The following is a 26694-nucleotide window of genomic DNA, read 5'->3' on the forward strand; positions in this document are numbered from 1 at the left end:
GCCGGCTAATCGCGTCCCGCGTCCCCCGCCTGCGGTCGCCTTCCCTGTCGCAACGAACCCAGGAGATTCCATGTCCGCTGACCTGCTCAAGGCGCTCGGCCTCGCCGCCACCAACTCCGGTACCTATCTCGGCAACGGCGAGTGGTCCAGCGCCACCGGCGCCGGCGTGCTGCAGCCGCTCAATCCGTCCAGCAACGCCGTGATCGCCGAGGTGCAGGCCACCACCGAGCAGGACTACGAGACGGTGATCGCGCGCGCCCAGGCCGCGTTCAAGGTCTGGCGCACCACCCCGGCGCCGCGCCGCGGCGAGGCCGTGCGGCTGTGCGGCGAGGCGCTGCGCAAGCACAAGGACGCGCTGGGTTCGCTGGTCGCGCTGGAAATGGGCAAGAGCAAGCCGGAAGGCGACGGCGAAGTGCAGGAGATGATCGACATCGCCGATTTCGCGGTCGGCCAGAGCCGCATGCTGTACGGCTACACCCTGCATTCGGAACGCCCCGGCCACCGCATGTACGAGCAGTACCAGCCGCTGGGCCTGGTCGGCATCATCAGCGCGTTCAACTTCCCGGTCGCGGTGTGGAGCTGGAACGCGTTCCTGGCGGCGATCTGCGGCGACATCTGCATCTGGAAGCCGTCCAACAAGACCCCGCTGACCGCGATCGCGTCGATGAAGATCTGCAACGAGGCGCTGCGCGACGCCGGCTTCCCGGACATCTTCTTCCTGATCAACGATGCCGGCGTGGCCCTGTCCGAGCGCCTGGTCGAGGACACCCGCATCCCGCTGATCAGCTTCACCGGCTCCACCCAGGTCGGCCGCGTGGTCGCCGAGAAGTGCGCGCGCCGGCTGGGCCGCTGCCTGCTGGAGCTGGGCGGCAACAACGCGATCATCCTCGACGAGAGCGCCGACCTGAAGCTGGCGGTGCCCGGCATCGTGTTCGGCGCGGTCGGCACCGCCGGCCAGCGCTGCACCACCACGCGCCGGCTGATCGTGCACGAATCGATCTACGACACCGTGCTGGCGACGCTGGTCAAGGCCTACAAGCAGGTCGAAGGCAAGATCGGCGATCCCACCGACCCGGCCAACCTGATGGGCCCGCTGAACAGCCGCGGCGCGGTCGAGCAGTTCCTGGACTCGATCGCCAAGGCCAAGGCCGCCGGCGGCACCGTCGAGACCGGCGGCACCGCGCTGGACCGTCCTGGCAACTTCGTGCTGCCGGCCATCGTCACCGGCCTGAAGAACAGTGACGAGGTCGTCCAGCACGAGACCTTCGCGCCGATCCTGTACGTGATGAAGTACAGCACCCTGGACGAGGCCATCGACATGCAGAACGGCGTGCCGCAGGGCCTGTCCTCGTCGATCTTCACCCAGAACCTGAAGGCGGCGGAGAAGTTCCTGTCCGCGGCCGGCAGCGACTGCGGCATCGCCAACGTCAACATCGGCACCTCCGGCGCCGAGATCGGCGGCGCCTTCGGCGGCGAGAAGGACACCGGCGGCGGCCGCGAATCCGGCTCGGACGCGTGGAAGGTGTACATGCGCCGGCAGACCAACACGATCAACTACTCCGACTCGCTGCCGCTGGCGCAGGGCATCAAGTTCGATCTGTAAGATGCGCCTGGCCGCGCTCTCCGATATCCACGGCAACCTGCCCGCGCTGGAGGCGGTGCTTGCGGATATCGGACGGCGCGGCGTGGACCGGATCGTCAACCTGGGCGACATCGTCTCCGGCCCGCTGTGGCCGCGGGAAACCGCCGCGCGGCTGATGCCGCTGGCGCTGCCCACGGTGCGCGGCAACCACGAGCGCCAGTTGAGCGAACTGGAACCGGCGGCCATGGGCGCCAGCGACGCCTATGCCCATGCGCAGCTGACGCCGGCACAGCGGCACTGGCTGGCCGCACTGCCGCCGACCTTGTCGTTGCCACATGCGCTGCTGTGCCATGGCACGCCGCACGACGACCTATGCTGGCTGCTCGACGAACTGGAACCGCCGCGGCTGCGCGCCGCCGATGCGCAACGCGTGCGCGAGCGACTGGGCGACGCGCCGCCGGCGGCACTGGTACTGTGCGGACACAGCCACCTGCCGCGCACGCTGCGCCTGGACGACGGACGCCTGCTGTGCAATCCCGGCAGCGTCGGTCTGCCCGCCTATGCCGAGACCCATCCGCAACCGCACCGGGTCGAAACCGGCACGCCGCAGGCGCGCTACGCCGTGCTCGACTACCGCGACGGCCAGTGGCACGCGCAGCTGCACGCGATCGACTACGACCACGCCAGCGCCGCCGCGCAGGCCGAGCGCAACGGCCGGCCGCACTGGGCGCATGCGTTGCGACATGGGCGCATCCCCGCATGAGCGGCGCACGCCAGGCGCGCTTCTGGGATAATTCGCTAATCCCGCGCACGCGCGCGTCTGCCTGGCGCATGCCGCCTTGCTCGCACGAGGAATCCACATGAGCACCGTTCGCGAAACCAATTCCCTCGCCGTGGTCAGCCTGGTCGCCGGCATTCTCGGCTGGACCCTGATGCCGGTGCTGGGCAGCCTCGGCGCGATCATCACCGGGCACCTGGCCCGCGCGGAGATCCGCCGCCAGCCGCAGCGCTTCCAGGGCGATGGCCTGGCCGTGGCCGGGCTGATCCTGGGCTGGGCTGCCGTGGTACTGGCGGTGTTGGCGGTGCTGGCGTTCGTGCTGTTCTTCGGCGGGCTGGCCTGGTTCGCGAGCACCCAGTCGTGAGCCGGGATGCCGCCGCGCCGCGCGAGCGCTTCAGCGACCGGGTCGCCGACTACGTGCGCTACCGCCCCAGCTATCCGCCGGCGCTGCTGGATTGGGTGCACGGCGAACTGGGCGTGGCGCACGAGGCGCTGGTCGCCGACATCGGCGCCGGCACCGGCATCTCCACGCGCATGTTCCTGCAGGCCGGGCACCCGACCCTGGCGGTGGAACCGAACGCGGCGATGCGCGAAGCCGCGGTGGCGCTGCTGCAGGACCTGCCCGGTTTCCGCGCCATCGACGGCAGCGCCGAGGCCACCACCCTGGCCGACGCCAGCGTCGACCTGATCAGCGCCGCGCAGGCCTTCCACTGGTTCGACCTGGAGGCGGTGCGCCGCGAATGGGCACGGGTACTGCGCCCCGGCGGCCTGGCGCTGGTGTACTGGAACTCGCGCCTGCTCGACGCCACGCCGTTCCTGCAGGGCTACGAGCAACTTTTGCTGGAGTACGGCACCGACTACAGCGCGGTGGCCGAGCGCTACCACGACGATGCGACCATGCAGCGCTGGTTCGGCGCCGGCCTGCGCGGCACCGCGCAGTTCCCCAACGAGCAGCGCATGGATTTCGAGGCGCTGCGCGGCCGCCTGCTGTCGTCCTCCTACGCGCCGCTGCCCGGCCACCCGCGCCATGCGCCGATGCTGGAGGCGCTGCGCGCGTTGTTCGACCGGCACCAGCGCGACGGCGTCGTCGCGTTCCATTACCGCACCCGCGCCTTCGCCGGGACGCTGAACTGAGCCACCCGCCATGTATTCCCTCGCCCGACCGTTCCTGTTCGCCTTCGACGCCGAGCGCGCGCACGCCCTGGGCCTGCGCGCGATCGAACTGGCCTACCGCACCGGCACCAATCCGCTGCTGGCGCGCACGATCGCGCCGATGCCCACGCGCGCCTTCGGCCTGGACTTCCCCAACCCGGTCGGCTTGGCCGCCGGCCTGGACAAGAACGGCGAGCACATCGACGCGCTGTTGGCGCTGGGCTTCGGCTTCGTCGAGATCGGCACCGTCACCCCGCGTCCGCAGGCCGGCAATCCGCAGCCGCGCATGTTCCGCCTGCCCCGGCAGCAGGCGGTGATCAACCGCATGGGCTTCAACAACCTGGGCGTGGATGCGCTGGTGCGCAACGTCGAGCGCGCGCGGCGCCGGCGCGGCCTGCTCGGCATCAACATCGGCAAGAACAAGGACACCCCGAACGAGGACGCCGCGTCCGACTACCTGCACTGCCTGGAAAAGGTCTACGCGCTGGCCGACTACGTCACCGTCAACATCTCCTCGCCCAACACCGCCGGCCTGCGCGAGCTGCAGGAAGAACAGGCGCTGCGGCAGCTGATCGCGCGCCTGCGCGAGGCGCAGGAAGCCCTGGCCGCGCGCCACGGCAAGCGCGTGCCGATGCTGGTGAAGGTGGCGCCTGACCTGAGCGACAGCGACATCGACGCGGCGGCACGGGTGCTGTCGGACCTGCAGGTGGACGGGGTGATCGCCACCAACACCACCGTCGCCCGCCCCGGCCTGGAGCATGAGCCGCTGGGCGCGGAAAGCGGCGGCCTGTCCGGCGCGCCGCTGCTGGGCCAGTCGACCCTGGTGCTGCGCCGGCTGCGCGCGCGCCTGCCCGAGAGCATCCCGCTGATCGGCGTCGGCGGCATCCTCTCCGGCGCCGACGCGGTGGCGAAGATGGCCGCCGGCGCGGCGCTGGTGCAGTGCTACAGCGGGCTGGTGTTCCGCGGGCCGGACCTGATCGGCGAGTGCGTGGAGGCGATGCGCCGGCGCCGCGAAGCGCCCAGCCGCGGCGCCGTGGCCGCCCCATGAGTGCGTCGGCTTGGTCGCTGACCGCGCAGGCGCCGCTGCAGGCGCTCAACACCTTCCACGTTGCCGCGCAGGCGCCGTGGCTGCTGCAGATCTTCGCCCCCGAGGCGCTGCCCGAGGCATTGCTGGCGCCGGAGCTGGCCGGCGCCGCGCTGCTGCCGCTGGGCAGCGGCAGCAACATGCTGTTCGCCGGCGATGCGCCCGGCGTGGTGCTGCGCTTCGCCAACGGCCGCATCGACACCCTGGAGCACCGCGCCGACTACGCCATCGTCCGCGCCGGCGCCGGCGTGGGCTGGCACGAACTGGTGATGTGGTCGCTGGCGCAGGGCCTGTCCGGCCTGGAGAACCTGGCGCTGATCCCCGGCACGGTCGGCGCCGCGCCGATCCAGAACATCGGCGCCTACGGCGCGCAGATGGGCGAGTTCGTGCACGTGGTCGAGGCCTACGACCGCGCCGACGCGCGCTTCGTGCGGCTGGACGCGGCCGCCTGCGAGTTCGGCTACCGCGACAGCCTGTTCAAGCGCCAGCCCGACCGTTATCTGATCGCCGCGGTGGAGTTCAACCTGCCGCGGCTGCACGCGCTGCGCCTGGACTACGCCGGCATCGGCGAGGAGCTGCAGGCGATGGGCATCGCCACGCCCGGCGCGCCCGACGTGGCCCAGGCGGTGATCAACATCCGCCGGCGCAAGCTGCCCGACCCGGACCTGCTCGGCAACGCCGGCAGCTTCTTCAAGAACCCGCTGCTGCCGCTGGAACAGGCGCTGGCGCTACAGCACGCCCATCCGGCCCTGCCGGTGTTCCCCGGCGACGACGACGGCCAGCGCAAGCTGTCGGCGGCGTGGCTGATCGAGGCCTGCGGCTGGAAGGGCCACCGCGACGGCGACGCCGGCGTGTCCGCCGCGCACGCGCTGGTGCTGGTCAACCACGGCCAGGCCAGCGGCGCCGAGCTGCTGGCGCTGGCGCGGCGCATCACCGCCTCGGTGCGCGAGCGCTTCGGTCTGGTCCTGGAACCGGAACCGCGCATCGTCGGCGCGCAGTGGTAGCCGCACCCACGCCGCTGCGCGCGGCGCTGCTGATGCTGGCCAGCACCATGGCCTTCGGGTTGATGGTGGTGGCGATCCGGCTGGCCTCGGCGCAGCTGTCCACGCTGCAGATCGCCTTCTTCCGCAACCTGTTCGGCCTGTTGTTCCTGCTGCCGATGCTGCTGCGGCCGGGCCGGCCGTTGCCGCGCACCGCGCAGCTGCCGCGTTACCTGCTGCGCACCGCGATCGGCCTGGTGTCGATGCTGGCCGGGTTCTGGGCGATCGGCCACCTGCCGCTGTCGCAGGCGATCGCCCTGTCCTACTCCACGCCGCTGTTCGCGACCCTGGCCGCCGCCCTGTGGCTGGGCGAGACGGTGCGCCTGCGGCGCTGGCTGGCAGTGCTGTGCGGCTTCGCCGGGGTGCTGCTGATCGTGCGCCCCGGCGCCGCCGCGTTCAGTCCCGCCACCCTGGTGGCGGTGCTGGCGGCGGTGATGAGCGCCCTGGTGGCGATCCAGATCAAGCAACTGGCGCGGGTGGACGACGCCAACACCGTGGTGTTCTACACCTACGCGTTCTGGGTGCCGATGTCGCTGCTGCCGGCGCTGTGCGTGTGGCGCTGGCCGCAGGGCAGCGAGTGGCTGTGGCTGCTGGCCACCGGCCTGTTCGGCACCCTCGGGCAGGTGCTGTGGACGCACGCGCTGCGCCTCGGCGAGGTCTCCGCGCTGACCCCGATCAGCTTCACCCAACTACCGCTGGTGGCACTGTTCGGCTGGTGGCTGTTCGACGAGACCCCGGACGGCGGCACCGTGCTGGGTGCGCTGGTGATCCTTGGCGCCAACGCCTACATCGCCCACCGCGAGACCGTGCTGGCACGGCGTGCAGCGCGCGCCGGCGCCGGCACGCCGCCGACGCTGGACGCCTAGTGGCAGACCTGCCGCGCCAGCGCGCTCCGACGTGCCGGCGATCGCCGGCGCGGGTGCCGTGCGCAGTCGCTGCGCGCGGCCGATGCCGCTACCATCCTTGCGTACTCACACCCATGGCAAGCCACGCACGATGAAGACCATCGGCATGATCGGCGGCATGAGCTGGGAATCCACCCTGCCCTACTACCGGCACATCAACGAGACGGTGCGCGCGCAGCTGGGCGGACTGCACTCGGCCAGGATCCTGCTGCACAGCGTGGACTTCCACGAGATCGCGCAGTACCAGCACGACGGCGACTGGGAGGCGGCCGGTGCCGCACTGGCGGCTTCGGCGCGCGCGCTTCAAGCCGGCGGCGCCGATTTCCTGGTGCTGTGCACCAACACCATGCACTGCGTCGCCGACGCGATCGCCGCGGCGGTCCCGCTGCCGCTGCTGCATATCGCCGATGCCACCGCCGATGCGCTGCAGGCCGCCGGCATCGTCCGCGTCGGCCTGCTCGGCACGCGCTTCACCATGGAGCAGGCGTTCTACCGCGAACGGCTGCAGCGGCGCGGCTTCGAGGTGCTGATCCCGGATGCGCCGGCACGCGAGGACGTGCATCGCATCATCTACGAAGAGCTGTGCCAGGGTCTGGTCCTGGCGCCGTCGCGGCAGCGCTATCGCGAGGTGATCGCGGGGCTGCAGGCGCAGGGCGCGGAGGCGGTGATCCTGGGCTGCACCGAGATTTCGCTGCTGATCGGCCCCGCCGACGCGGCGATGCCGCTGTTCGACACGACCGCGCTGCATGCGCGCGCCGCCGCCCTGCACAGCCTGGCCTAGCGATGCACAGGCAGGCCCGGCACGCCGCCGCCACCGTCCATTACCACAACGCCGGCGCCCAGCGCGCCCGGGTCCCGATCCGGCGCGCTCCCCTGCTGCTCCTGGCCCTGCTGCTGTGGCCGGCGCTGGGCAGTTGCGCCGTCGCCATTCCGCCCTACACGCCGAACGTGGTCGACCCCGCCGGCACGCTCAGCGCGGAAGACACGCAACGGATCAACGCGGCGCTGCAGCGCCTGCGCGACCGCCAGCATATCTGGGGCGCGGTCTACCTCGTGCCGTCGCTGCAGGGCGAACCGATCGAACGCCTGGCCGAACGCGCCTTTCGCACCTGGCGGCTGGGCCGGCAAGGCCGCGACAACGGCCTGTTGCTGGTGCTGGCGATGCAGGAGCGGCGTTCGCGCTTCGAAGTCGGCTACGGTCTGGAAGGCGTGCTGCCCGACGTGGTCGCGCGGCACGCGCTGGACGACGATCTAGCACCGCGCCTGCGCCAGGGCGACACCGCCGACGCCATCGTGGCCGCGTTCGCCTTCATGGGTCGCGCCGCCGCGCAGGATCCCGCAACCCTCGCCGAACTGGCGCAACCGGCCGACGACGGCACGGACTGGCGACGCGGGGCCATCGCCTGGACCGGCCTGCTGGTGCTGGTGTGGCTGCTGCTGCCGCTGCGTCGGGCCTGGACCGGCCATCTGCGCAGGCGCCTGCTGCGGCGGCATCCGCGCCTGGCGGCCAAGCCCGAGGAACTGGTCCAGGACAATGCACGCGCCGGTTTCTGGGAGTGGTTCATCCGCCTGTTCCTGAGCGCCAACCCCGGCATCTTCGTGTTCTTGCTGTCGGCCAGGTCGATGACGATGTCAGCGATCTTCCTGGCGATGGAACTGCTGATCCTGGTGCTGACCCTGACGATCGCCGCGCAGCGCTACCGCTCGCCGCCGCGCTACAGCCGCTTCCTGAGAGCGCAGGCGCGGCGGCGCACTGCGCTGATCCACAAGGGCCACATCGCCGAGACCGCCCCCGGCGTGTTCGCCTACACCGCCAGCTACCACGCCGCCCAGGCCGCCAAGGAACGCGCTGCGGCCGAGTCGACGGCCTCGTCCTCATCCTCCGCGTCGTCTTCCAGCGCCAGCAGCGACTCCTCCTCCGGCGGCGGCAGTTCCGGGGGCGGCGGGGCCAGTTCGAGCTGGTAGGCGGCGGCCGGCGTCAGCGGGAGTCGGCGGCGGCGAGCGCGCGCCGCGCCCGCCAGCGCGGCCGGCGCTCACCGCGGAACAGCAGCAGGTACAGCCCCACCACCCACACCAGCGCCGCGCTCCAGCCGCCGAGGATGTCGGAGGGGTAATGCACGCCCAGGTACACCCGCGACACGCCGACCAGCAGGGTGAAACTGCCGGCCAGCCACAGCACCGGCCAGCGCCAGCGGGTGCGCCAGCTCAGCGCGATCAGCACCGCGGCCAGGGTCATCGAGCCCATCGCGTGGCCGCTGGGGAAGCTGAAGGTGTGGTGCTCGGGCGCGATCGATTCCCACAGGCTGGGCCGGTCGCGCTGGAAGAACTGCTTGGCGCCCATGTTCAGCAGCGCCGAGCCGACGAAGGACAGCGCCGCGAACAACGCCTCGCGCCAGCGGCGCAGGCCCAGCAGCGCCAGCACGATCAGCGTGTCCAGCGGGATCACTCCGTACTGGTAGCCGGCCTCGGTCACCACGGTGAAGAAGCGGTCCCAGCCGGGGCTGGTCAGGCCGCGCATGCTCCACAGCAGCGGCTCGTCGAAATACAGATCTTCGAGTGCGTGCACGTCCTCGGCCAGGGCCACGAACACGCCCAATGGCAGCAGCACCCCGGCGAACAGCAGGACCACGCGCCAGGCATTTAGCCGCAGCCAGCGGCGCAGCCCGGCCGCCTCGGCGGCGGACTCACCCGGTGCGGCGGACATAGGTGCGTTCGACGTAGTCGTCGATCAGCGCCACGAACTCGTGGGCGATGTTCTCGCCGCGCAGGGTCACCTTCTTCTCGCCGTCGATGAACACCGGCGCGGCCGGCGCCTCGCCGGTGCCGGGCAGCGAGATGCCGATGTTGGCATGGCGCGACTCGCCCGGCCCGTTGACCACGCAGCCCATCACCGCCAGGGTCATGCTCTCGGCGCCGGGGTGGGTCACCTTCCACTCCGGCATCTTCGCGCGGACGTGGTTCTGCACCACCTTGGCCAGCTCCTGAAAGAACTCGGAGGTGGTGCGGCCGCAGCCCGGGCAGGCGGTGACCAGCGGGGTGAAGGCGCGCTGGCCGGTGGTCTGCAACAACTCCTGGGCGACGATCACTTCCTGGGTGCGCGGCTGCCCCGGCTCCGGGGTCAGCGAGATGCGGATGGTGTCGCCGATGCCTTCCTGCAGCAGCACCGCCAGCGCCGCGCTGGAGGCGACGATGCCCTTGCTGCCGATGCCGGCCTCGGTCAGGCCCAGGTGCAGGGCGAAGTCCGAGCGCTGCGCCAGGTCGCGGTACACCGCGATCAGCTCCTGCACGCCGCTGACCTTGCAGCTGAGCACGATGCGGTCGCGGCCCAGGCCCAGTTCCACCGCGCGCTCGGCCGAGTCCAGCGCCGAGCGGATCAGCGCCTCGCGCAGCACCCGGCCCGCATCCCACGGCACGTCCCGCCGCGAGTTCTCGTCCATCAGCTGCGCGGCCAGCGCCTGGTCCAGCGAGCCCCAGTTGGCGCCGATGCGCACCGGCTTGTCGTACTTCAGCGCGAACTCGATCAGCTGCGCGAACTGGGTGTCCTTCTTCTTGCCGAAACCGACGTTACCGGGGTTGATCCGGTACTTGGCCAGCGCCTGCGCGCAGGCCGGCTCGGCGGCCAGCAGCTGGTGGCCGTTGTAGTGAAAGTCGCCGATCAGCGGCACCTCGATGCCCATCATCCGCAGCTTGTCGACGATGCGCGGGATCGCCGCGGCCGACTCGGCATTGTTGACGGTCAGGCGCACCAGTTCCGAGCCGGCGCGCCACAGTTCGGCCACCTGCTTGACCGAGGAGGCGACGTCGGCGGTGTCGGTGTTGGTCATCGACTGCACCACCACCGGCTTGCCGCCGCCCATGGTGACGCCGCCGATGCGGACCGGCTGGGTGAGACGGCGCGCCCAGGGCGCGGCGTCGGCGGGAGGCGTGGGGCGGCTGACGGCGTCGTACATGCGCCCATTTTAGCCTGCGCCGCGCATCCTGCCGCATGCGCCGGCACCGGCGATTCAGCGAGGCCGGCGCCGCTGCGACGGTTTGTCGCAGGCAGGCCCCCGGCCCAGCGCATACGATGCGCAGCATGGACTCCACCGACGCCTCCTTCCTGCGCACCCTGTGCAGCCTGCGCTGGCTGGCCACCGCCGGCCAGGCCGCGACGATCCTGGTGGCGACCTGGCCGCTGCAGCTGCCGCTGCCGCAGGCGCCGCTGTGGGCCGGCGTGGCGGTGCTGGCGCTGTTCAACCTGTACGCGCAACTGCGCCTGCGCCATGCCGACTCGGCCGCGCCGGCCACCGCCTTCGGCCACATCCTGGTCGACGTGACCGTGCTGACCTGGATGGTCGGCTGGAGCGGCGGCATCGGCAACGCCTTCGGCTCGCTGTTCCTGGTGCTGATCGCGCTGGCGGTACTGGCGCTGCCGCTGCGCTGGGCGCTGGCGGTGGCGGTGGCCTGCGTGGCCGGCTATGCGGTCAGCGCCCTGTTCGGCCTGCCGCTGCCGCATGGCCCCTACCAGGCGCTGGATCTGCAGCGCTGGGGCATGGCCGCCAACTTCCTGCTGTCCACGGTGGTGGTGCTGGTGTTCTCCACGCGCCTGGCGATGGCCATGCGCGAACGCGAGCGCGAGCTGGCGCTGCTGCGCGAGCGCTTCACCCGCAACGAGGGCATCGTCGCCCTGGCCACCCACGCCGCCTCGGTGGCGCACGAACTGAACACGCCGCTGGCGACGATGACCCTGCTCACCGACGACATCGCCGAACAGAGTACCCAGCCGGAGCTGCGCGAGGACCTGGACACCCTGCGCGCACTGCTGGTGCAGTGCCGCGAACGGGTGCTGGCGCTGGCGGCCCCGGCGCAGCGCGCCGGCGGGCAGACCGTGTCGCTGGCGCAGGTGCTGCACCAGTGGCAGCTGGTGCGGCCCACCGTGCGCCTGCGCCGCAACGACGACGCGCCGCTGCATCTGCGCATGGAAAGCGCCATCGGCCACCTGCTGCAGGTGCTGCTGAACAACGCCGCCGACGCCGGCGAACGCGCCGGCCATCCGCAGGTGGACCTGAACGTGCGCGTCACCGGCAGCGAACTGGTCGGCGAGGTGCGCGATTACGGCGGCGGCTTCGACGCCAACCAGGTCGGCCTGCCGGCCACCCTGTTCCGCAGCGGCAAGCCCGAGAGCATGGGCGTGGGCCTGGCGCTGTCGCATGCGACCATCGAACGCCTGGGCGGCGAGCTGTGGACCGAGCCGGCGCCGGACCACGGCGCCCGGGTCGGCTTCCGCCTGCCGCTGCTCGCCCTGGAGACCTCCGCATGAACACCGACGCCCCGCTGGGCCTGCTGGTCGACGACGATCCGCTGTACCTGCGCACCCTGCAGCGCACCCTCGCCCGCCGCGGCCTGGACACGCGCACCGCCGACAGCGCCGCCGCCGCGCTGGCGCTGGCCGCCGAGGCCCCGCCGGACTACGCGCTGATCGATCTCAAGCTCGGCGACGAATCCGGCCTGGCGCTGATCCAGCCGCTGCGCGCGATCCGCGCCGACATGCGCATCCTGCTGGTCACCGGCTACGCCAGCATCGCCACCGCGGTGGAGGCGATCAAGCTCGGCGCCGACGACTACCTGCCCAAGCCGGCCACCGTGCCGATGATCCTGCGTGCGATCGGCCTGGAGGCCGAGGAGGACGAGGAGGAGGACGGCAGCGAGGTGCCGGACGCGATGACCCCGCTCAGCCGCCTGCAGTGGGAGCACATCCAGCAGGCCATGCACGAGACCGGCGGCAACGTCTCCGCCGCCGCGCGCCTGCTCGGCATGCACCGCCGGTCGCTGCAGCGCAAGCTGGCCAAGCGGCCCAGCCCGCAGCGCGACCCACCGCGCTGAGCGGCGCGGCGCCGGCCTGAACCGCGCCCCTGGCCGGCGCTCAAGTCCCCGCTCGCGGGGCCGCTATCTCGGCATGTTGAAATCTCCCCCGCCCGCCTTGCTGGACGAACCGCAGCGGCTCGACGCGCTGCGCCGACTGTGTCTGCTGGACACGCCGGCGGACCAGATGTTCGACCTGATCACGCAGTTGGCCTCGCGCTACCTGCGGGTGCCGATCGCGCTGGTGTCGCTGATCGACGAACAGCGCCAGTGGTTCAAGTCGCGGGTCGGGTTGGACGTGGCGCAGACGCCGCGCAGCCAGGCCTTCTGCGCCTACGCGATCCACAGCCCGGAGCTGATGGTGGTCCACGATGCGCGCGAGGATCCGCGCTTCTGCGACAACCCGCTGGTCACCGGACCGCCGTTCATCCGCTTCTACGCCGGCGCGCCGCTGCTGACCGCCGAAGGCGCCAGCCTCGGCACCCTGTGCGTGATCGATACCGAGCCGCACCGCGAGTTCGACGACGTCGCGCGCCGCACCCTGCAGGACCTGCGCGACCTGCTGATGGCGCGCATCGACACCCTGCGCAACACCGGCTTCGTCGATCCGCTGACCGGCCTGCCCAACCGCAGCCGCTTCAACGACGACCTGACCATGTGGCTGTCGCTGCAGGGCCCGGACCAGCACGACACCGCGGTGGCGATCGACGTCTGCGGTGTCGCGTACTTCCGCGACATGGTCAAGGCACTGGGCTGGGAGTACGCCGAAGGCTACCTGCTGGCCACGCGCGACCGCCTGCGTCAGGCCCTGGGCGGCCTGCCGCTGTACCGCATCGACACCACCACCTTCGTGTTCATCATGGAAGGCAGCGAGGAGGCGCGGCTGCGCCACTGGTGCGAGCATGTCTGCGCCGCCTTCGCCACCGCGATCGATCACCAGGGCATTCCGCACGCGGCCAGCCCGTCGCTGGGCGCGGTGCGGCTGGACGGGGCGCTCAGCGCCAACCATACGGTGCGCTCGCTGACCACCGCGGTGGACATGGCGCGCCAGCGCGGCCTGGGCTGGAGCCTGTACGAACCCGGCCACGACGCCAACCAGCGCAATGCCTTCCGGATCCTGGCCGCCTTGCCCGAGGCGCTGGAGGCGCAGGGCCAGCTGAGCCTGCACTACCAGCCGCGGGTGAGCCTGCGCAGCGGCGCCTGCGTCGGCGTGGAGGCGCTGTTGCGCTGGCAGCATCCGTTGCTGGGCACGGTGGCGCCGAACGACTTCATCCCGCTGGCGGAAAAGACCGCGCTGATGAGCCGCATCACCGCCTGGGTGCTGCGCACCGGCATCGCCCAGGCGGCGCTGTGGCAGCAGCGCGGCTATGGCTTCAGCGTGTCGCTGAACGTGTCGGCGGTGGACCTGGAACAGGCCGACTTCATCGCCCGGCTGCAGGCGCTGCTGCAACGCCACGCGCTGGCGCCCGGTGCGCTGGAGATCGAATTCACCGAGAGCGCGATGATCCGCGATCCGCAGCGGGTGGCCGAACAGCTGCGGCAGATCAGCGCGCTCGGGGTGAAGATCGCCATCGACGACTTCGGCACCGGCTACAGCAACCTCGGCTACCTGAAGAACATCCCGGCCAGCGCGCTGAAGATCGACCAGTCGTTCATCCGCGCCCTGCCCGGCAGCCGCAGCGACAGCATGCTGGTGCCGTCGATGATCCATCTCGGCCACGACTTCGGCCAGCAGGTGGTGGCCGAGGGCATCGAGAGCGAAACCGTGTACCGGATGCTGCGCGACTGGGGCTGCGACGAAGGCCAGGGCTACTGGATCGCGCGGCCGATGCCGGCCGACGCGCTCGACGCCTGGCTGGCCGAGCCGTGGCAGGGCGGCGACGCCTGAGCGTGCCGCGCCACGGCCCGCCCGCGGCTCACCAGAACACCGCGTACAGCGCCACCAGGATCGCGATCACCGCGGCGGCGCCGAACTTGAAGCCCAGCGTGGTGCCGTAGCCCACGTCGTCGGTACGGATCAGGTCGCGCGCCGGCGCCTGCGGGGTCAGCAGCGACACCAGCACCGCCGCCACCAGCGACAGCACGAACACCAGGCCGATGCGGTCCATGAACGGCAGTTCCGGCCACAGCTTCTTCAGCGCGAACGACAGCAGCACCGAGCCGATCGCCGCGGTCAGCGCACCGGCCTCGTTGGCGCGCTTCCAGAACAGGCCGAGCATGAAGATCACCACCACGCCCGGGGTAAAGAAGCCGGTGAATTCCTGGATGAACTGGAAGCCCTGGTCGAAGTTGCCCAGCAGCGGCCGCGCGGTGAGGATGCCGATCAGCACCGCCGTCACCGCGGCCACGCGGCCGACCCGCACCAGCTGCGGCTGGTCGGCCTGCGGGCGGAACTTGGCGTAGAAGTCCAGGGTGAAGATGGTCGCCACCGAATTGATCTTGGACGCCAGCGAGGCCACGATCGCCGCCACCAGCGCGGCGAACACCAGGCCGAGGATGCCGCTGGGCAGCAGCTGCATCATGGTCGGATAGGCCTGGTCGGGCTTGGCCAGGTCCGGCGCCAGCACCACCGCGGCGATGCCCGGCACCACCACCACCACCGGCATCAGCAGCTTCAGGAACGCGGCGAACACCATGCCCTTCTGCGCCTCGCCGATGTTCTTGGCCGCCAGCGCGCGCTGGATGATGTACTGGTTGAAGCCCCAGTAGCTGATGTTCATCACCCACAGTCCGCCGAGCAGCACGCTCAGGCCCGGCAGATCCTTGTAGAACGGATTGTCTTTGGACAGGATCATGTGGAAGTGCTCGGGGTGGGTGTTCCACAGGTGGCGGAAGCCGGCGAGCACGCCGGCGCCGTCGCCGATCCGCGACAGGGTCAGGCCGGCGACCAGCAGGCCGCCCAGCACCAGCAGGGTGACCTGCACGATGTCGGTCAGCGCCACCGCCTTCAGCCCGCCGTACAGCTGGTAGACCAGCGCGAACACGCCGATCAGCGCCAGCGCCAGGGTCTGGTCCATGCCGGTGACCTGGCTCACCGCGATCGAGCCCAGCCACAGGATCGAGGTCAGGTTGACGAACACGTACAGCAGCAGCCAGAACACCGCCATCAGCGTGCGGATCCACTTGCCGTAGCGCTGCTCCAGGAACTGCGGCATGGTGTAGATGCCGTTGCGCAGGAAGATCGGCAGGAAGAACTTGCCGACGATCAGCAGGGTCAGCGCCGCCATCCATTCGTAGGATGCGATCGCCAGGCCGATCGCGTAGCCGGAGCCGGCCATGCCGATGATCTGCTCGGCGGAAATGTTCGCCGCGATCAGCGAGGCGCCGATCGCCCACCACGGCAGCGTCTTGCTGGCCAGGAAGTAGTCCTCGGCGCTCTTGCGGTGCCCGGCCTTCTCCCGCGATACCCATTGCGCGAGCATGAAGATGCCCGCCAGGTACACCACCACGATCGCCACATCCAACGTCGCCAACCCCACTGCCTTCTCCTACGGGCCGCAGCCCTGTCGCACCGTTGTCCAAGACGCCGCCCGCACGGGCGGCGCCGCTCGTTCAAGAAACCCGTTCGCGGCCGTCGCGCCGCCGCTCAGTGCCGCGGGCAATCGACCACGTGCTGCGCGTCGTTGCTGCTGCCCAGCGCGATCCGCGACAGCGCCAGGTCCAGCGCGCCGTCGCTCTCGATCACCGGCAGCCGCTCGAGCCGGGTCAGGTCGGCACCGGCCGCGGCGAAGCACTTCAGCGGCACGCCGAGGGTGCGCCATTCGCCCTTGGGCAGCGCGGCCAGGGTCTTGCCCAGGTCCAGTTGCGCGGCGCAGCCGGTGCCGCAGGCCACGCCGATGCGTACCGCGCCGGCCGGCGCCGCCTCCACCTTCGCGGTGAGCAGCAGTTGCACGTCGCCGTTGCTCTCGCGGGAGACGTCCAGCGGCTTGGGCAGCACCAGCGCCAGCCCGGCCTTGCCGCCGCCGGACCAGACGAAGCGGCGCGCGTCTTCCTGCGCCTTGTGGTCGACCGCGCTGACCTTCAGCGCGCCGTCGGCCAGCGTCGCCGGCAGGCTCGCCACCGGCTGGTTGGCCTGGCCGCCGCCGAACAGGATCAGGTTGATGCCCGGGGCCAGCTTGCCGCGGTCGAAGTACACCCCGCCCAGCGCCTGCGCGCCGGACACGCCGGACACCTCCGACAGCCGCCCCAGATCGCCCTTGTCGTCGTAGCGCAGGCCGTAGCCGAAGGCGAATTGCGGGTTGTAGTTCTTCTGCCCGACGTTGTTGGCGAACTGCACCGCGGTGCGCGGCCAGGAGAAGCTCAGCTTGCCGTGGAAGTCGTACTGCACGCTGCCGTCGGGCTTGCGCAGCAGCACGTCGGCGATGCCGGCGCCTTCCGAGCCCGGCAGCCAGGCAGCGACGAAGGCGTTGGCGGCGTTGATCTCGCGGTTCACCCACAGCGGCCGCCCGCTCAGGAACACCGCCACCACCGGGATGCCCTGCGCCTTGAGCGACTTGATCAGCTCCAGGTCGCTGTCGTCGCCGGGCTTGTACAGCAGCGTCGGAATGTCGCCCTGGAACTCGGCGTAGGGATGCTCGCCGAACACCACCACCGCCACGTCCGGCTTGCTCGTGAACTTGCCGTCCACCGCCAGTTCGGCGCTGCCGCCGGCGGCGCCGACCTGCTGCTGCAGGCCTTCCCAGATGGTGGTGCCGTTGGGATAGTCGGCGCGCTTGGTGCCGGTGCCCTGCCAGTTCAGGGTCCAGCCGCCGGCCTGCTTGCCCATGTCGTTGGCGCCGTCGCCGGCCACCAGCAGTTTGATCTGCGGCTTCAGCGGCAACACCTGCCGCTGGTTCTTCAGCAGCACCAGCGATTCGCGCACCGCCTGCCGCGCCACCGCGCGATGCTCGGGCGCGCCGAGCAGCGCGAACTTGCCGCCGAGCGGACGCTGCGACGGCTTGCCGGCCTCGAACAGGCCCAGGCGCAGCTTCACCCGCAGGATCCGCCGCACCGCATCGTCCAGCCGCGCCATCGGGATCTCGCCCGACTTGACCGCCTTCAGCGCGCTTTCGTAATAGCCCTTCCAGCTGTCCGGCGCCATCAGCATGTCGACGCCGGCGTTGAACGCGGCCGGGCAATCGTCCTTGCGGCAGCCGGGGACCTGGGCGTGGCCGTTCCAGTCGCCGACCACGAAGCCGCCGAAATGCATCTGTCCCTTCAGCACGTCGGTCAGCATGACCTTGTTGCCGTGCATCTTGACCCCGTTGAAGCTGTTGAACGAGGCCATCACCGTCTGCGCGCCGGCGGCGATCGCCGGCGGATAGCCGGCGCCGTGGATGTCGCGCAACTGCTGCTCGCTGATCCGGGTATCGCCCTGGTCCTTGCCGTCGGTGGTGCCGCCGTCGCCGAGGAAATGCTTGACCGAGGCGATCACGTGCGTGCCGTCGAGGAAGCCGGGCGTGCCGGGCACGCCCTGCAGGCCCTCGACCATCTGGCCGGCGAAGCTGGCCACCACTTCGGGCGACTCGGAGTAGCCCTCGTAGGTGCGGCCCCAGCGGTCGTCCTGCGGCACCGCCACGGTCGGGGCGAAGGTCCACTCCATGCCGGTGGTACGGGTCTCGACGGCGGTGATCTCGCCGATCTTGCGCATCAGCTCCGGATCGCGGGTCGCGCCCAGGCCGATGTTGTGCGGGAACAGCGTGGCACCGACGATGTTGCTCTGCCCGTGCACCGCGTCGATGCCGAAGAGGATCGGAATCGCCGGGCCGGCGCCGTCCTTCTGCATCGACGCCGCGTAGTAGGCATCGGCCAGCGCCAGCCATTGCGCCGGGCTGGCGTCGTACTTGCCGCCGGGATCGGAATTGCCGCCGGCCAGCACCGAGCCGATGTGGTACTTGCGCACGTCCTCCGGAGTCATGCTGCCGATGTCGCCCTGCACGATCTGCCCGACCTTCTGCTCCACCGACATCTGCGCCATCAACGTGGTGATGCGCGCCTCCAGCGCCGGATCCTCCTTCAGCGGCCAGACCGGCGAGGGCCACAGCTCGGGATGGACCGGCGCCGGTGCGGGCGGCGGCGGAGCGACCGCGGCCGAGCGGCCGGGAGCGGCCGCGGCCAGGGCCAGCAGACCCAGCGCGGCGGCCGCGGCCAGGGCAGTGCGAAGCGGCGCGCGTGCGCCAACGGGCTGTGTAGGCAAGAGACTCCCTCCCAGGAACGGCGACCGCATGCCATGTCGCGGCCGGACCGCAACACGGGTGTGCGGCCGGCGCCTACGCTTCCCGAATCGCCCCGCCCCTGTCAACCGCACCGACAGGTATGCCGCGATGCCACCGGGATATCGGCTGACGCTATAGCGATGGAATACCGGCTTCGCTTGTGGCGGGCCGCCTCCAGGTCGTCGACCGCGCGCCGCCGCACCATCCGCTGCCGCCGTGTTTGCTGCGGCGCAATATCAACCGGACCGCGCACTGCGCAAGGCCGCGGCGCGGCGGCCGTGTGACGGGCTGGACACGCCCGGTGGCGAATTTCAAACGCGTGTCACCAAGCGCACCTAGGTTGGGCCGGGCCGGCACAGAGGGGGAGTGGCCGGTATCCCGCCCGTAATGGAGAGCCCCCCGATGTCGCATCTTCCCGATTCCGGTCGCCGCCGTGCCCTGCGCCTGCTGGCCGGTACCTCCCTGCTGCCGCTGGGCAGCCTGTCCGCCGCCGCGCTCGCGAGCGGCGGCACGCCCACCAGTCTGCCGGCCCACGCTGCGCCGCGACCTGGCCGCCCGCCGCGGCGGCGCGTGCGCGCGGTCAGCTTCGACGGCATGCCGGCGCCGTCGCTGGCCGACCCGGCGGCGATGGCCAGCACCAGCGTGCGCTCGCATGTCGAGGTGGTTCTGCACGACGGCAGCCGCCAGCGCTACGCCCTGGCCTATCGCCCGTTCTTCATGACCGGCGACCAGGTTCCCGACGGCGCCGGCGGCACCGTGCTGGCCGGCGGCTACTACGACATCCACAACCGGCCGATCCTGGACCGCTCGGTCCCCGGCAGCGAACGCGCGTTCTTCTCGGACTGTCCCGACGGCTCCTCGCTGCTGACCCTGCCGCATGCGCACGTGCCCGGCGTGCGCGGCAACACGGTGTTCGCGGTGGTGCAGTTCGAGTACACCACGCGCGATCTCGCAGGCAACGGCACCTACCGCCAGCTGCCGGCGCCGATCGCGGTGCTGACCCTGGATCAGGATCCGCGCACCGGCCACCTGCGCCTGGTCAAGTACCACAACGTCGACACCTCGGCGGTCCATGGCCTGTGGACCACCTGCGGCGCCAGCCTCTCGCCCTGGAACACGCACCTGTCCAGCGAGGAATACGAACCGGACGCCGCCAGCATCGCCGGCAACACCCAGTTCCAGCGCTTCAGCGAACACCTCTACGGCGATCCCAAGCGCGCCAATCCGTATCACTACGGGCACCTGCCGGAAGTGACCGTGCACCCCGACGGCAGCGGCAGCATCCGCAAGCACTACTGCCTGGGCCGCATCTCGCACGAACTGGTGCAGGTGATGCCGGACCGGCGCACCGTGCTGATGGGCGACGACGCCAGCAACGGCGGCCTGTTCCTGTTCGTCGCCGACCGCGACTGCGACCTGTCCAGCGGCACCCTGTACGTGGCGAAGTGGCGGCAGCGCTCGGCCAGCGGCCCCGGCGCGGCCACGCTGGACTGGATCCGCCTGGGCAGCGCCAGCAGCGACGAGATCGAAGCGATGGCCGACGTGCTGCGCATCGGCGACATCATGGACGTGGCCACGCGCGATCCGGGCGACCCCGGCTATACCCGCATTCCCTACAGCGGCGGCTTCAACTGGGTGCGGCTGCGCCCAGGCATGGAACGGGCCGCCGCCTTCCTCGAAACCCACCGCTACGCCGCGCTGGTCGGCGGCAGCCTGGGCTTCACCAAGATGGAAGGCACCACGGTCGACACCCGCGACCGCATCGCCTACTCGGCGATGTCCTACATCCAGGGCAGCATGCTCGACGGCTCCGGCGACATCCGCGTGGAAGGCCCGACCGCCGGCGCGATCTATGCGCTGCCGTTGCGCGGCGGCCAGCGCGACCATCTGGGCCAGCCGATCCGCAGCGACTGGGTGCCGGTGTCCATGAGCGCGCCGCCCGCGCTGACCGGCCGCGACCTGCCGGCCGCCGATCCGCTGGGCAATCTGGCCGACCCCGAGCGCATCGCCAATCCGGACAACATCAAGTTCTCCGAACGCCTGCGCACGCTGTTCATCGGCGAGGACAGCGCCATGCACGTGAACAATTTCCTGTGGGCCTACAACGTCGACACCGGCACGCTGTCGCGGCTGCTGTCGGTGCCGGCCGGCGCCGAATCTACCGGCCTGCATGCGGTCGACGAGATCCATGGCTGGACCTACGTGATGAGCAACTTCCAGCACCCGGGCGACTGGGAAAGCCCGCTGCACGACAAGGTCAAGGCGCAGCTGGATCCGCTGATCCGCGCCAACTACAAGGACCGCTACGGCGCGGCGGTGGGCTATCTCACCGGCGACCCGGTGGGGCTGCGCCTGGACGACGCATAGGGCAGCGCGCGGCACCCCGACGGATCGCGCGAGCCGCTTGGGCTCGCGCGACCGGAGGCACACTCAGCCCTGCAACCGCGCCAGCACCGCCCGCGTCACCGGGTCGGCGATCTCGGTGGACTGGCCCTGCAGCGCCGGCAACAGCTGGCTGGCCAGGTGCTTGCCCAGCTCCACGCCGAACTGGTCGAAGGCATTGATGCCCCAGACCACCGACTGCACGTACACGCTGTGCTCGTACATCGCGATCAGCGCGCCCAGCGCCTGCGGGGTCAGCGCGTCGAGCAGGATCAGCGTGCTCGGGCGGCCGCCCGGGTAGTCGCGGGCCGGATCGTCGCTGCCCTGCCCGTTCGCCAGCGCCTCGGTCTGCGCCAGCAGGTTGGCCAGCAGCGCCTGGTGGTTGACGGTGTACGGGTCGTCGTTGCGGATGCAGCCGATGAAGTCGGCCGGCACGATGCTGGTGCCCTGGTGCAGCGCCTGGAAGAAGCTGTGCTGCACGTCGGTGCCGGCGCCGCCCCACCACACCGGCACGGTGTCGGCCTCGACCGGGCTGCCGTCCAGGCGCACGCGCTTGCCCAGGCTCTCCATCACCAGTTGCTGCAGGTAGGCCGGCAGCAGCGCCAGGCGCTGGTCGTAGGTCATCACCGCCTGCGTCGCGTAGCCGAGCAGGTTGCGGTTCCACAGCGTGGTCAGCCCGTGCAGGACGGCCACGTTGCGCTCCAGCGGCGCGCTCAGGACGTGCGCGTCGAACTGCGCGGCGCCCTCGAGCAGCTGTTCGAAGGCGTCGGCGCCGATCGCCAGGGCGATCGGGAAGCCCACCGCCGACCACAGCGAGTAGCGGCCGCCGACCCAGTCCCACATCGGCAGCACGCGGCCGGCGGCGATGTCGAAAGCTTTGGCGGCGCGTTCGGGGTTGGCGCTGACCGCGTACAGGCGCTCGCTGCCGCCCAGCCAGTCGCGCAGGATCTGGCCGTTGAGCAGGGTCTCCTGGGTGCCGAAGGTCTTGGAGATCAGCACGCCGGCGGTGCGCGCCGGGTCCAGCGTGGCCAGGGTGCGCTGCATCGCCGCGCCGTCCACGTTGGAGACGAAATGCACGCGGAAGCGGGCGCCGTCGACCGGCCGCAGGGCATCGGCGACCAGGCGCGGGCCGAGATCGGAACCGCCGATGCCGACGCTGACGATGTCGGTGACCTCGGTCTGCGCCAGCGCGTCGATCAGCGCACGCATGCGCTGCTGCACCTCGCGCGCGCTGGCGTGGGCCTGGCTGGCCACCGGCGCGCCGGTGAGGTCGCCGCGCAGCGCGGTGTGCAGCGCGGCGCGGTCCTCGGTGACATTGACCTTCTCGCCGCGGAACAGGCGCTGGAAGGCGCCGGCCAGGTCGTGGTCGGCGGCCAGCGCGAGCAGCGCGTCGAGCGCGGCGTGGTCGTACTTCTGCCGCGCGAAATTGAAGTACAGCGGTCCGACCTGCAGCGCCAACGTCTCGGCACGGCCGGGTTCGGCCGCCAGCAGGTCGGGAAGGCGCGCCCCGCGCAAGCGCTGGGCGTGGGAATGCAGTGCGTCGAAACCGGTGGACTGTGTCATGCGGCCTGCTTTGGGATGCTGTGGTTGGTGTGGGTGATCTTGTTGTTGCCGTCCACGTAGACCAGGGTCGGCTGGAAGCGCGCGGCTTCCTCTTCGCTCATGCCGGCGAAGGCGGCGATGATGATCAGGTCGCCGACCTGCACGTGGCGCGCGGCGCCGCCGTTGAGCGAGATGATGCCGCTGCCCTCGTCGGCGCGGATCGCGTAGGTGCTGAAACGCGCGCCGTTGGTCACGTCCCAGATGTGCACCTGCTCGAACTCGCGGATGCCGGTCGCCTCCAGCAGCAGCCCGTCGATGGCGATCGAGCCTTCGTAATTCAGCTCGGAATGGGTGACGGTGGCGCGGTGGATCTTGGTCTTCAACAGGCTCAGTTGCATGGGACGGGACTGCGGTCAGGAAAGACGCGCAGTTTAGCAGCCGAGGGTTAGGTGGCGGTGGTGGCCGGGCCGCCTCGCCCCCCGCACCGTCGGAGCGCTTCGGCCGCGACGGGCCTACGGCAAGCCCAGGTCGCGGCCGAAGCGGCTCCCACGACGGCAACCGTGGCCTGCCCCGCTCAGAATTCCAGGTTGTCGATCAGCCGGGTCCGCCCCAGGCGCGCGGCGATCAGCGCCACGCGCGGGCCGGTGTCGTCCTGCGGCTCGCTCAGGTCGGGCCGACGCAGCACGCTGTAGTCGACCTCGAAGCCGGCCGCCTGCAGTTGCGCGGTCGCCGCCGCCTCCACCTCCGTGCGCGGGCGCCCGGCCAGGTGGGCCTCGCGCATCGCCCGCAGGGTGCGGTGGATCTGCGCCGCGCGCGGCCGCTCCTCGGCCGACAGGTACTGGTTGCGCGAACTCATCGCCAGGCCGTCGGCCTCGCGCACGATGCTGCCGCCCAGGATCTCGATCGGGAACGCCAGGTCGGCGACCATCTGCCGGATCACCGCCAGCTGCTGGTAATCCTTCTTGCCGAACGCGGCCAGGTCCGGCTGCACCTGGTTGAACAGGCGCGCGACCACGGTGCACACGCCGTCGAAATGGCCGGGCCGGCAGGCGCCTTCCAGCACTTCGCTGACGCCGGGCGTGTGCATGCGCAGCGCCAGCTCCACGCCCAGCGGATACATGCTTTCCACCGTCGGCAGCCACAGCACGTCGCAGCCGGCGCCTTCCAGGCCGCTGGTGTCGGCCTCGGGCGTGCGCGGATAGCGGGTGAAGTCCTCGTTCGGGCCAAACTGGGTCGGATTGACGAAGACGCTGGAGACCACGCGGTCGGCGTATTGCCGGGCCAGCATCACCAGCGAGAAATGCCCGGCATGCAGGTTGCCCATGGTCGGCACGAAGGCCACGCGCAGGCCCTGGCGCTTCCAGCCGGTGACGACGGCGCGCAGCCGCGCCAGGTCGGTGATGGTCTCGATCATTTGGCGTAGGCGTGTTCGGCGTCGGGGAAGGTGCCGGCGCGCACCGCGTCGGCATAGGCGCGGGCGGCGCCGGCGATGGAGCCGCCCTCGGCCAGGAAGTCCTTGACGAAGCGCGGGCGGCGGTGGCCGCTGTCCAGGCCGAGGAAGTCGTGCATCACCAGCACCTGGCCGTCGCAGCCGGGGCCGGCGCCGATGCCGATGGTGGGGATGGCGATCTCGGCGGTGATCCGCGCGGCCAGCGGCGACGGCACGCATTCCAGCACCAGCAGCGCGGCGCCGGCGGCGGCGACCGCCTTGGCGTCGGCGAGCAACTTGGCCGCGGCGGCGTCTTCGCGGCCCTGGATCTTGTAGCCGCCGAAGGTCAGCACCGACTGCGGGGTCAGGCCCAGGTGCGAGCACACCGGGATGTCGCGCTCGCTGAGGAAGCGGATCACCTCCAGCTTGTGCCCGGCGCCCTCCAGCTTGACCATCTCCGCCCCGGCCTGCAGTAGCCGGGTCGACGCGTCCAGGGCCCGCTCCGGGGTGGCGTCGGACTGGAACGGCAGGTCGGCCACCAGCAGCGCCCGCTGCAGCACCCGCGCCACCGCGGCGGTGTGGTAGACGATGTCGTCCACGCTCACCGGCAGGGTCGAGTCGTGGCCCTGCACCACCATGCCCAGCGAATCGCCGATCAGGATCAGGTCCACGCCGTTGGCGTCGAAGGTCCGCGCGAAGCCGGCGTCGTAGGCGGTCAGCATCACCAGCTTCTGCTGGCGGCGCTTGGCCTCGGCCAGGGCGGGAACGGTCCAGGGCTTGCTGTCGGCGTGGCTGCTCATAAGCTCATGTGCTGCGGTAATGAGCCGAGCATTATCTACCGATTGGCACGATCCCGCCGGTTTCGATGCGGTCGCGTGCGTCACGCACCGTTCCATGCCCCGGGATCGCCGCCTCGGCGGCGATCTCGGCCAGCGGCAGCAGCACGAAGCCGCGCTGGTGCAGGAACGGGTGCGGCACCTGCAACCCGGGCAGGTCGATCACGTCCTGCGCGTACAGCAGCAGGTCCAGGTCCAGGGTGCGCGGGCCCCAGCGCTCGCCGGGCAGGCGCTGGCGGCCGTGGCGGCTTTCCAGGTCCAGCAGCGCCTGCAGCAGGTCCGACGCCGGCAGCGTGGTGGCCACCAGCGCCGCGGCGTTGATGAAGTCCGGCTGGTCCTCGCGGCCCCAGGCCGGGCTGCGGTACAGCTGCGAGGCGCGCAGCAGGCGGGTTTGCGGCAAGGTGTCGAGCGCGGCCAGGGCCGCGCGCAGGGTCGCCTGGGCGTCGCCGAGGTTGCCGCCCAGGCCGATGCAGGCCTGGACCGGCGCCTGGGTCGCGGCGCTCACTCGACGGGGCTGGCGGCGTCCGGACGGCGGCGCCGGCGCCGGCGGCGCTTGGGGGTCTCTTCGCTGTCGGCCGGCGGCGCGAACGCCAGCTCGTCGCCGGCGTAGTCCACCTCCGGATCGAAGCCGCGCGGCGGCGGCGCGTAGCCGGGCTGCTGCTGCAGCTCGCGCCAGTAGGCGATGTCGGCCGCATGCTCGTCCGAGGCGGACTGGCGCACGATCAGGAAATCGAACGCGGCGCGGAAGCGCGGATGCGACAGCGTGCGCATCACCCGCTTGCGCTGGCGCGAGCTGAAGCGCGACTGCAGCAGCCAGATCTCCTGCATCGGCAGCGAGAAGCGCCGCGGCAGCGCCACGGTGCTCAACTGGTGCAGGGTCACCCGGTCGGCGGCGCGGCGTTGCGCCTCCTCCATCTGCATGCCCTGCTTCTGCAGGGTCATCAGCGCGCGGCAGTAGGCCGGCCACAGCAGCAGCGCGAACAGGAACGCCGGCGACACCGGTTCGTCGTTGGCGACGCGGGTATCGGTGTTGCGCAGGCCCTCGATCAGCATCCGCCGCAGCGCACCGCTGCGGTTGGAGCGCAGCGCCGCCGCGCTCTCCGGGAACAGCGCGGCGAGCAGCCCGTGCCGTTCCAGGCCCTCGAAGCTGGCCACGCCGTGGCCGGACAGGAACAGCTTGAGCACTTCCTCGAACAGCCGCGCCGGCGCGGCCTCGGCCAGCAGCCCGGCCAGGCGCGGGATCGGCTCGGCGGTGCCGGCCTCGATCTCGAAATCGAGCTTGGCCGCCAGGCGCACCGCGCGCAGCATGCGCACCGGGTCCTCGCGGTAGCGCTGCTCGGGGTCGCCGATCAGCTTCATCAGCCGCGCCTGCACGTCCTCGAAGCCGCCGGTGTAGTCGCGCACCGAGAAATCCTCGATGGCGTAGTACAAGGCGTTGCAGGTGAAGTCGCGGCGCACCGCGTCGTCCTCGATGCTGCCGTAGACGTTGTCGCGGACCAGGCGGCCGTTGTCCAGCTCGCGGTCGCCGCTGCCGTCGTCGACGTTGGCGCGGAAGGTGGCGACCTCGATGATCTCGCGGCCGTAGACCACGTGCGCCAAGCGGAAGCGGCGGCCGATCAGGCGGCAGTTGCGGAACAACTGCTTGACCTGCTCGGGGGTGGCGTCGGTGGCGACGTCGAAGTCCTTGGGCTGGACCTGGACCAGCAGGTCGCGGACCGCGCCGCCGACCAGGTACGCGCCGAAGCCGGCCTCGCGCAGCCGGTACAGCACGCGCAGGGCGTTGGGGCTGATGTCCTTGCGCGAGATGGGATGCTGATCGCGCGGGATCGCGCGCAGGGTGAATGGCGATGGAACTGGCGGATTGATGATGGCGCTTCCGTATCGGGTTGCGGGATTGCCGAAGGGCGGCGAGACCCATATACTAGCGCG

General features: G+C 71.1%; 23 protein-coding genes. 13 read left to right on the forward strand and 10 right to left on the reverse strand.

Features of this window, described 5'->3' with window-relative positions; all coding sequences use genetic code 11:
• The first annotated feature begins 70 nt into the window (after positions 1-70).
• The 9 genes from amaB (at position 71) to AC1PME_RS11480 (ending at position 8506) form a co-directional block, all read left to right on the forward strand.
• Complete coding sequence (gene amaB, locus AC1PME_RS11440; RefSeq protein ID WP_254458148.1) at positions 71-1603, forward strand: L-piperidine-6-carboxylate dehydrogenase; 1533 nt, start codon at positions 71-73, stop codon at positions 1601-1603.
• Between the two features lies 1 nt (position 1604).
• A complete protein-coding gene (locus AC1PME_RS11445; protein ID WP_307550735.1) occupies positions 1605-2345 on the forward strand; it encodes a metallophosphoesterase family protein in 741 nt (246 codons plus the stop codon).
• Positions 2346-2442: 97 nt separating this feature from the next.
• Positions 2443-2724, forward strand: coding sequence for a DUF4190 domain-containing protein (locus tag AC1PME_RS11450; protein ID WP_254458150.1), 282 nt, complete (start codon positions 2443-2445; stop codon positions 2722-2724).
• On the forward strand, positions 2721-3494 hold the full coding sequence (locus AC1PME_RS11455; protein WP_481095943.1) for a class I SAM-dependent methyltransferase: 774 nt from the start codon (positions 2721-2723) through the stop codon (positions 3492-3494). The genes AC1PME_RS11450 and AC1PME_RS11455 overlap by 4 nt, the downstream gene beginning before the upstream one ends.
• 10 nt (positions 3495-3504) lie before the next feature.
• Positions 3505-4560, forward strand: coding sequence for a quinone-dependent dihydroorotate dehydrogenase (locus AC1PME_RS11460; protein WP_254458152.1), 1056 nt, complete (start codon positions 3505-3507; stop codon positions 4558-4560).
• Positions 4557-5600 carry a UDP-N-acetylmuramate dehydrogenase gene (gene murB / locus AC1PME_RS11465; protein WP_481095944.1) on the forward strand — a complete coding sequence of 348 codons (1044 nt, stop codon included), beginning with the start codon at positions 4557-4559 and terminating at the stop codon, positions 5598-5600. Before AC1PME_RS11460 ends, murB begins: the two co-directional genes overlap by 4 nt.
• Positions 5601-5632: 32 nt before the next feature.
• Complete coding sequence (locus tag AC1PME_RS11470) at positions 5633-6502, forward strand: DMT family transporter (protein ID WP_481098102.1); 870 nt, start codon at positions 5633-5635, stop codon at positions 6500-6502.
• A gap of 130 nt (positions 6503-6632) precedes the next feature.
• Positions 6633-7322: an aspartate/glutamate racemase family protein gene (locus AC1PME_RS11475; RefSeq protein ID WP_481095945.1), complete on the forward strand. Its 690-nt coding sequence runs from the start codon at positions 6633-6635 to the stop codon at positions 7320-7322.
• Positions 7323-7324: 2 nt separating this feature from the next.
• Entirely contained in the window at positions 7325-8506 is a 1182-nt protein-coding gene (locus AC1PME_RS11480; RefSeq protein WP_481095946.1) for a TPM domain-containing protein, read from the forward strand.
• Between the two features lie 13 nt (positions 8507-8519).
• On the opposite strand, the gene AC1PME_RS11485 is transcribed toward AC1PME_RS11480, so the two are convergent.
• Complete coding sequence (locus AC1PME_RS11485; protein WP_254458156.1) at positions 8520-9245, reverse strand: phosphatase PAP2 family protein; 726 nt, start codon at positions 9243-9245, stop codon at positions 8520-8522.
• Complete coding sequence (gene ispG, locus AC1PME_RS11490; protein ID WP_254458157.1) at positions 9226-10491, reverse strand: flavodoxin-dependent (E)-4-hydroxy-3-methylbut-2-enyl-diphosphate synthase; 1266 nt, start codon at positions 10489-10491, stop codon at positions 9226-9228. The genes AC1PME_RS11485 and ispG overlap by 20 nt, the downstream gene beginning before the upstream one ends.
• Before the next feature lie 125 nt (positions 10492-10616).
• Here ispG and AC1PME_RS11495 point away from each other — a divergent pair, with 125 nt between their 5' ends.
• The 3 genes from AC1PME_RS11495 (at position 10617) to AC1PME_RS11505 (ending at position 14270) form a co-directional block, all read left to right on the forward strand.
• A complete protein-coding gene (locus AC1PME_RS11495; protein ID WP_481095947.1) occupies positions 10617-11840 on the forward strand; it encodes an ATP-binding protein in 1224 nt (407 codons plus the stop codon).
• Entirely contained in the window at positions 11837-12403 is a 567-nt protein-coding gene (locus AC1PME_RS11500) for a response regulator transcription factor (protein WP_307550748.1), read from the forward strand. Before AC1PME_RS11495 ends, AC1PME_RS11500 begins: the two co-directional genes overlap by 4 nt.
• 73 nt (positions 12404-12476) lie before the next feature.
• Positions 12477-14270, forward strand: a complete 1794-nt coding sequence (locus AC1PME_RS11505) for a putative bifunctional diguanylate cyclase/phosphodiesterase (RefSeq protein WP_254458160.1) — start codon at positions 12477-12479, stop codon at positions 14268-14270.
• 28 nt (positions 14271-14298) lie between these two features.
• Here the strand turns inward: AC1PME_RS11505 and AC1PME_RS11510 are convergent, their stop codons facing one another.
• Positions 14299-15861: a sodium/sugar symporter gene (locus tag AC1PME_RS11510; protein WP_481095948.1), complete on the reverse strand. Its 1563-nt coding sequence runs from the start codon at positions 15859-15861 to the stop codon at positions 14299-14301.
• 107 nt (positions 15862-15968) lie between these two features.
• Positions 15969-18557: a glycoside hydrolase family 3 protein gene (locus AC1PME_RS11515; protein ID WP_481095949.1), complete on the reverse strand. Its 2589-nt coding sequence runs from the start codon at positions 18555-18557 to the stop codon at positions 15969-15971.
• Positions 18558-18978: 421 nt separating this feature from the next.
• On the opposite strand from AC1PME_RS11515, the gene AC1PME_RS11520 reads away from it, so the two are divergent.
• On the forward strand, positions 18979-20943 hold the full coding sequence (locus AC1PME_RS11520) for a PhoX family protein (RefSeq protein WP_481095950.1): 1965 nt from the start codon (positions 18979-18981) through the stop codon (positions 20941-20943).
• A gap of 63 nt (positions 20944-21006) precedes the next feature.
• Here the strand turns inward: AC1PME_RS11520 and pgi are convergent, their stop codons facing one another.
• The 6 genes from pgi to pcnB all read right to left on the reverse strand — a co-directional run bounded on the left by pgi (position 21007) and on the right by pcnB (position 26685).
• Positions 21007-22521 (reverse strand): glucose-6-phosphate isomerase, encoded by a 1515-nt coding sequence (pgi, locus tag AC1PME_RS11525; protein WP_481095951.1) that lies wholly within the window; start codon positions 22519-22521, stop codon positions 21007-21009.
• Positions 22518-22898, reverse strand: coding sequence for an aspartate 1-decarboxylase (gene panD, locus AC1PME_RS11530; RefSeq protein ID WP_160946600.1), 381 nt, complete (start codon positions 22896-22898; stop codon positions 22518-22520). Before panD ends, pgi begins: the two co-directional genes overlap by 4 nt.
• A gap of 176 nt (positions 22899-23074) precedes the next feature.
• Complete coding sequence (panC, locus tag AC1PME_RS11535) at positions 23075-23914, reverse strand: pantoate--beta-alanine ligase (protein WP_481095952.1); 840 nt, start codon at positions 23912-23914, stop codon at positions 23075-23077.
• Positions 23911-24729 carry a 3-methyl-2-oxobutanoate hydroxymethyltransferase gene (panB, locus tag AC1PME_RS11540; RefSeq protein ID WP_307550758.1) on the reverse strand — a complete coding sequence of 273 codons (819 nt, stop codon included), beginning with the start codon at positions 24727-24729 and terminating at the stop codon, positions 23911-23913. The genes panC and panB overlap by 4 nt, the downstream gene beginning before the upstream one ends.
• A 31-nt stretch (positions 24730-24760) precedes the next feature.
• A complete protein-coding gene (folK, locus tag AC1PME_RS11545) occupies positions 24761-25270 on the reverse strand; it encodes a 2-amino-4-hydroxy-6-hydroxymethyldihydropteridine diphosphokinase (RefSeq protein WP_481095953.1) in 510 nt (169 codons plus the stop codon).
• Positions 25267-26685: a polynucleotide adenylyltransferase PcnB gene (gene pcnB / locus AC1PME_RS11550; RefSeq protein ID WP_307552968.1), complete on the reverse strand. Its 1419-nt coding sequence runs from the start codon at positions 26683-26685 to the stop codon at positions 25267-25269. Before pcnB ends, folK begins: the two co-directional genes overlap by 4 nt.
• Between the last annotated feature and the right edge of the window lie 9 nt (positions 26686-26694).

The sequence above is a fragment of the Xanthomonas sp. NCPPB 901 genome (genome assembly GCF_056725085.1).

Excerpts from the sequence above, each read along its gene's own strand:
- panB (WP_307550758.1), bottom strand. The coding sequence starts at position 24,729 with ATGAGCAGCCACGCCGACAGCAAGCCCTGGACCGTTCCCGCCCTGGCC.
- AC1PME_RS11480 (WP_481095946.1), top strand. The coding sequence starts at position 7,325 with ATGCACAGGCAGGCCCGGCACGCCGCCGCCACCGTCCATTACCACAAC.
- AC1PME_RS11500 (WP_307550748.1), top strand. The coding sequence starts at position 11,837 with ATGAACACCGACGCCCCGCTGGGCCTGCTGGTCGACGACGATCCGCTG.
- panC (WP_481095952.1), bottom strand. The coding sequence starts at position 23,914 with ATGATCGAGACCATCACCGACCTGGCGCGGCTGCGCGCCGTCGTCACC.
- AC1PME_RS11470 (WP_481098102.1), top strand. The coding sequence starts at position 5,633 with ATGCTGGCCAGCACCATGGCCTTCGGGTTGATGGTGGTGGCGATCCGG.
- murB (WP_481095944.1), top strand. The coding sequence starts at position 4,557 with ATGAGTGCGTCGGCTTGGTCGCTGACCGCGCAGGCGCCGCTGCAGGCG.
- pgi (WP_481095951.1), bottom strand. The coding sequence starts at position 22,521 with ATGACACAGTCCACCGGTTTCGACGCACTGCATTCCCACGCCCAGCGC.
- AC1PME_RS11520 (WP_481095950.1), top strand. The coding sequence starts at position 18,979 with ATGTCGCATCTTCCCGATTCCGGTCGCCGCCGTGCCCTGCGCCTGCTG.
- panD (WP_160946600.1), bottom strand. The coding sequence starts at position 22,898 with ATGCAACTGAGCCTGTTGAAGACCAAGATCCACCGCGCCACCGTCACC.
- AC1PME_RS11495 (WP_481095947.1), top strand. The coding sequence starts at position 10,617 with ATGGACTCCACCGACGCCTCCTTCCTGCGCACCCTGTGCAGCCTGCGC.
- ispG (WP_254458157.1), bottom strand. The coding sequence starts at position 10,491 with ATGTACGACGCCGTCAGCCGCCCCACGCCTCCCGCCGACGCCGCGCCC.
- AC1PME_RS11475 (WP_481095945.1), top strand. The coding sequence starts at position 6,633 with ATGAAGACCATCGGCATGATCGGCGGCATGAGCTGGGAATCCACCCTG.
- AC1PME_RS11445 (WP_307550735.1), top strand. The coding sequence starts at position 1,605 with ATGCGCCTGGCCGCGCTCTCCGATATCCACGGCAACCTGCCCGCGCTG.
- AC1PME_RS11485 (WP_254458156.1), bottom strand. The coding sequence starts at position 9,245 with ATGTCCGCCGCACCGGGTGAGTCCGCCGCCGAGGCGGCCGGGCTGCGC.
- AC1PME_RS11460 (WP_254458152.1), top strand. The coding sequence starts at position 3,505 with ATGTATTCCCTCGCCCGACCGTTCCTGTTCGCCTTCGACGCCGAGCGC.
- amaB (WP_254458148.1), top strand. The coding sequence starts at position 71 with ATGTCCGCTGACCTGCTCAAGGCGCTCGGCCTCGCCGCCACCAACTCC.
- AC1PME_RS11450 (WP_254458150.1), top strand. The coding sequence starts at position 2,443 with ATGAGCACCGTTCGCGAAACCAATTCCCTCGCCGTGGTCAGCCTGGTC.
- AC1PME_RS11505 (WP_254458160.1), top strand. The coding sequence starts at position 12,477 with ATGTTGAAATCTCCCCCGCCCGCCTTGCTGGACGAACCGCAGCGGCTC.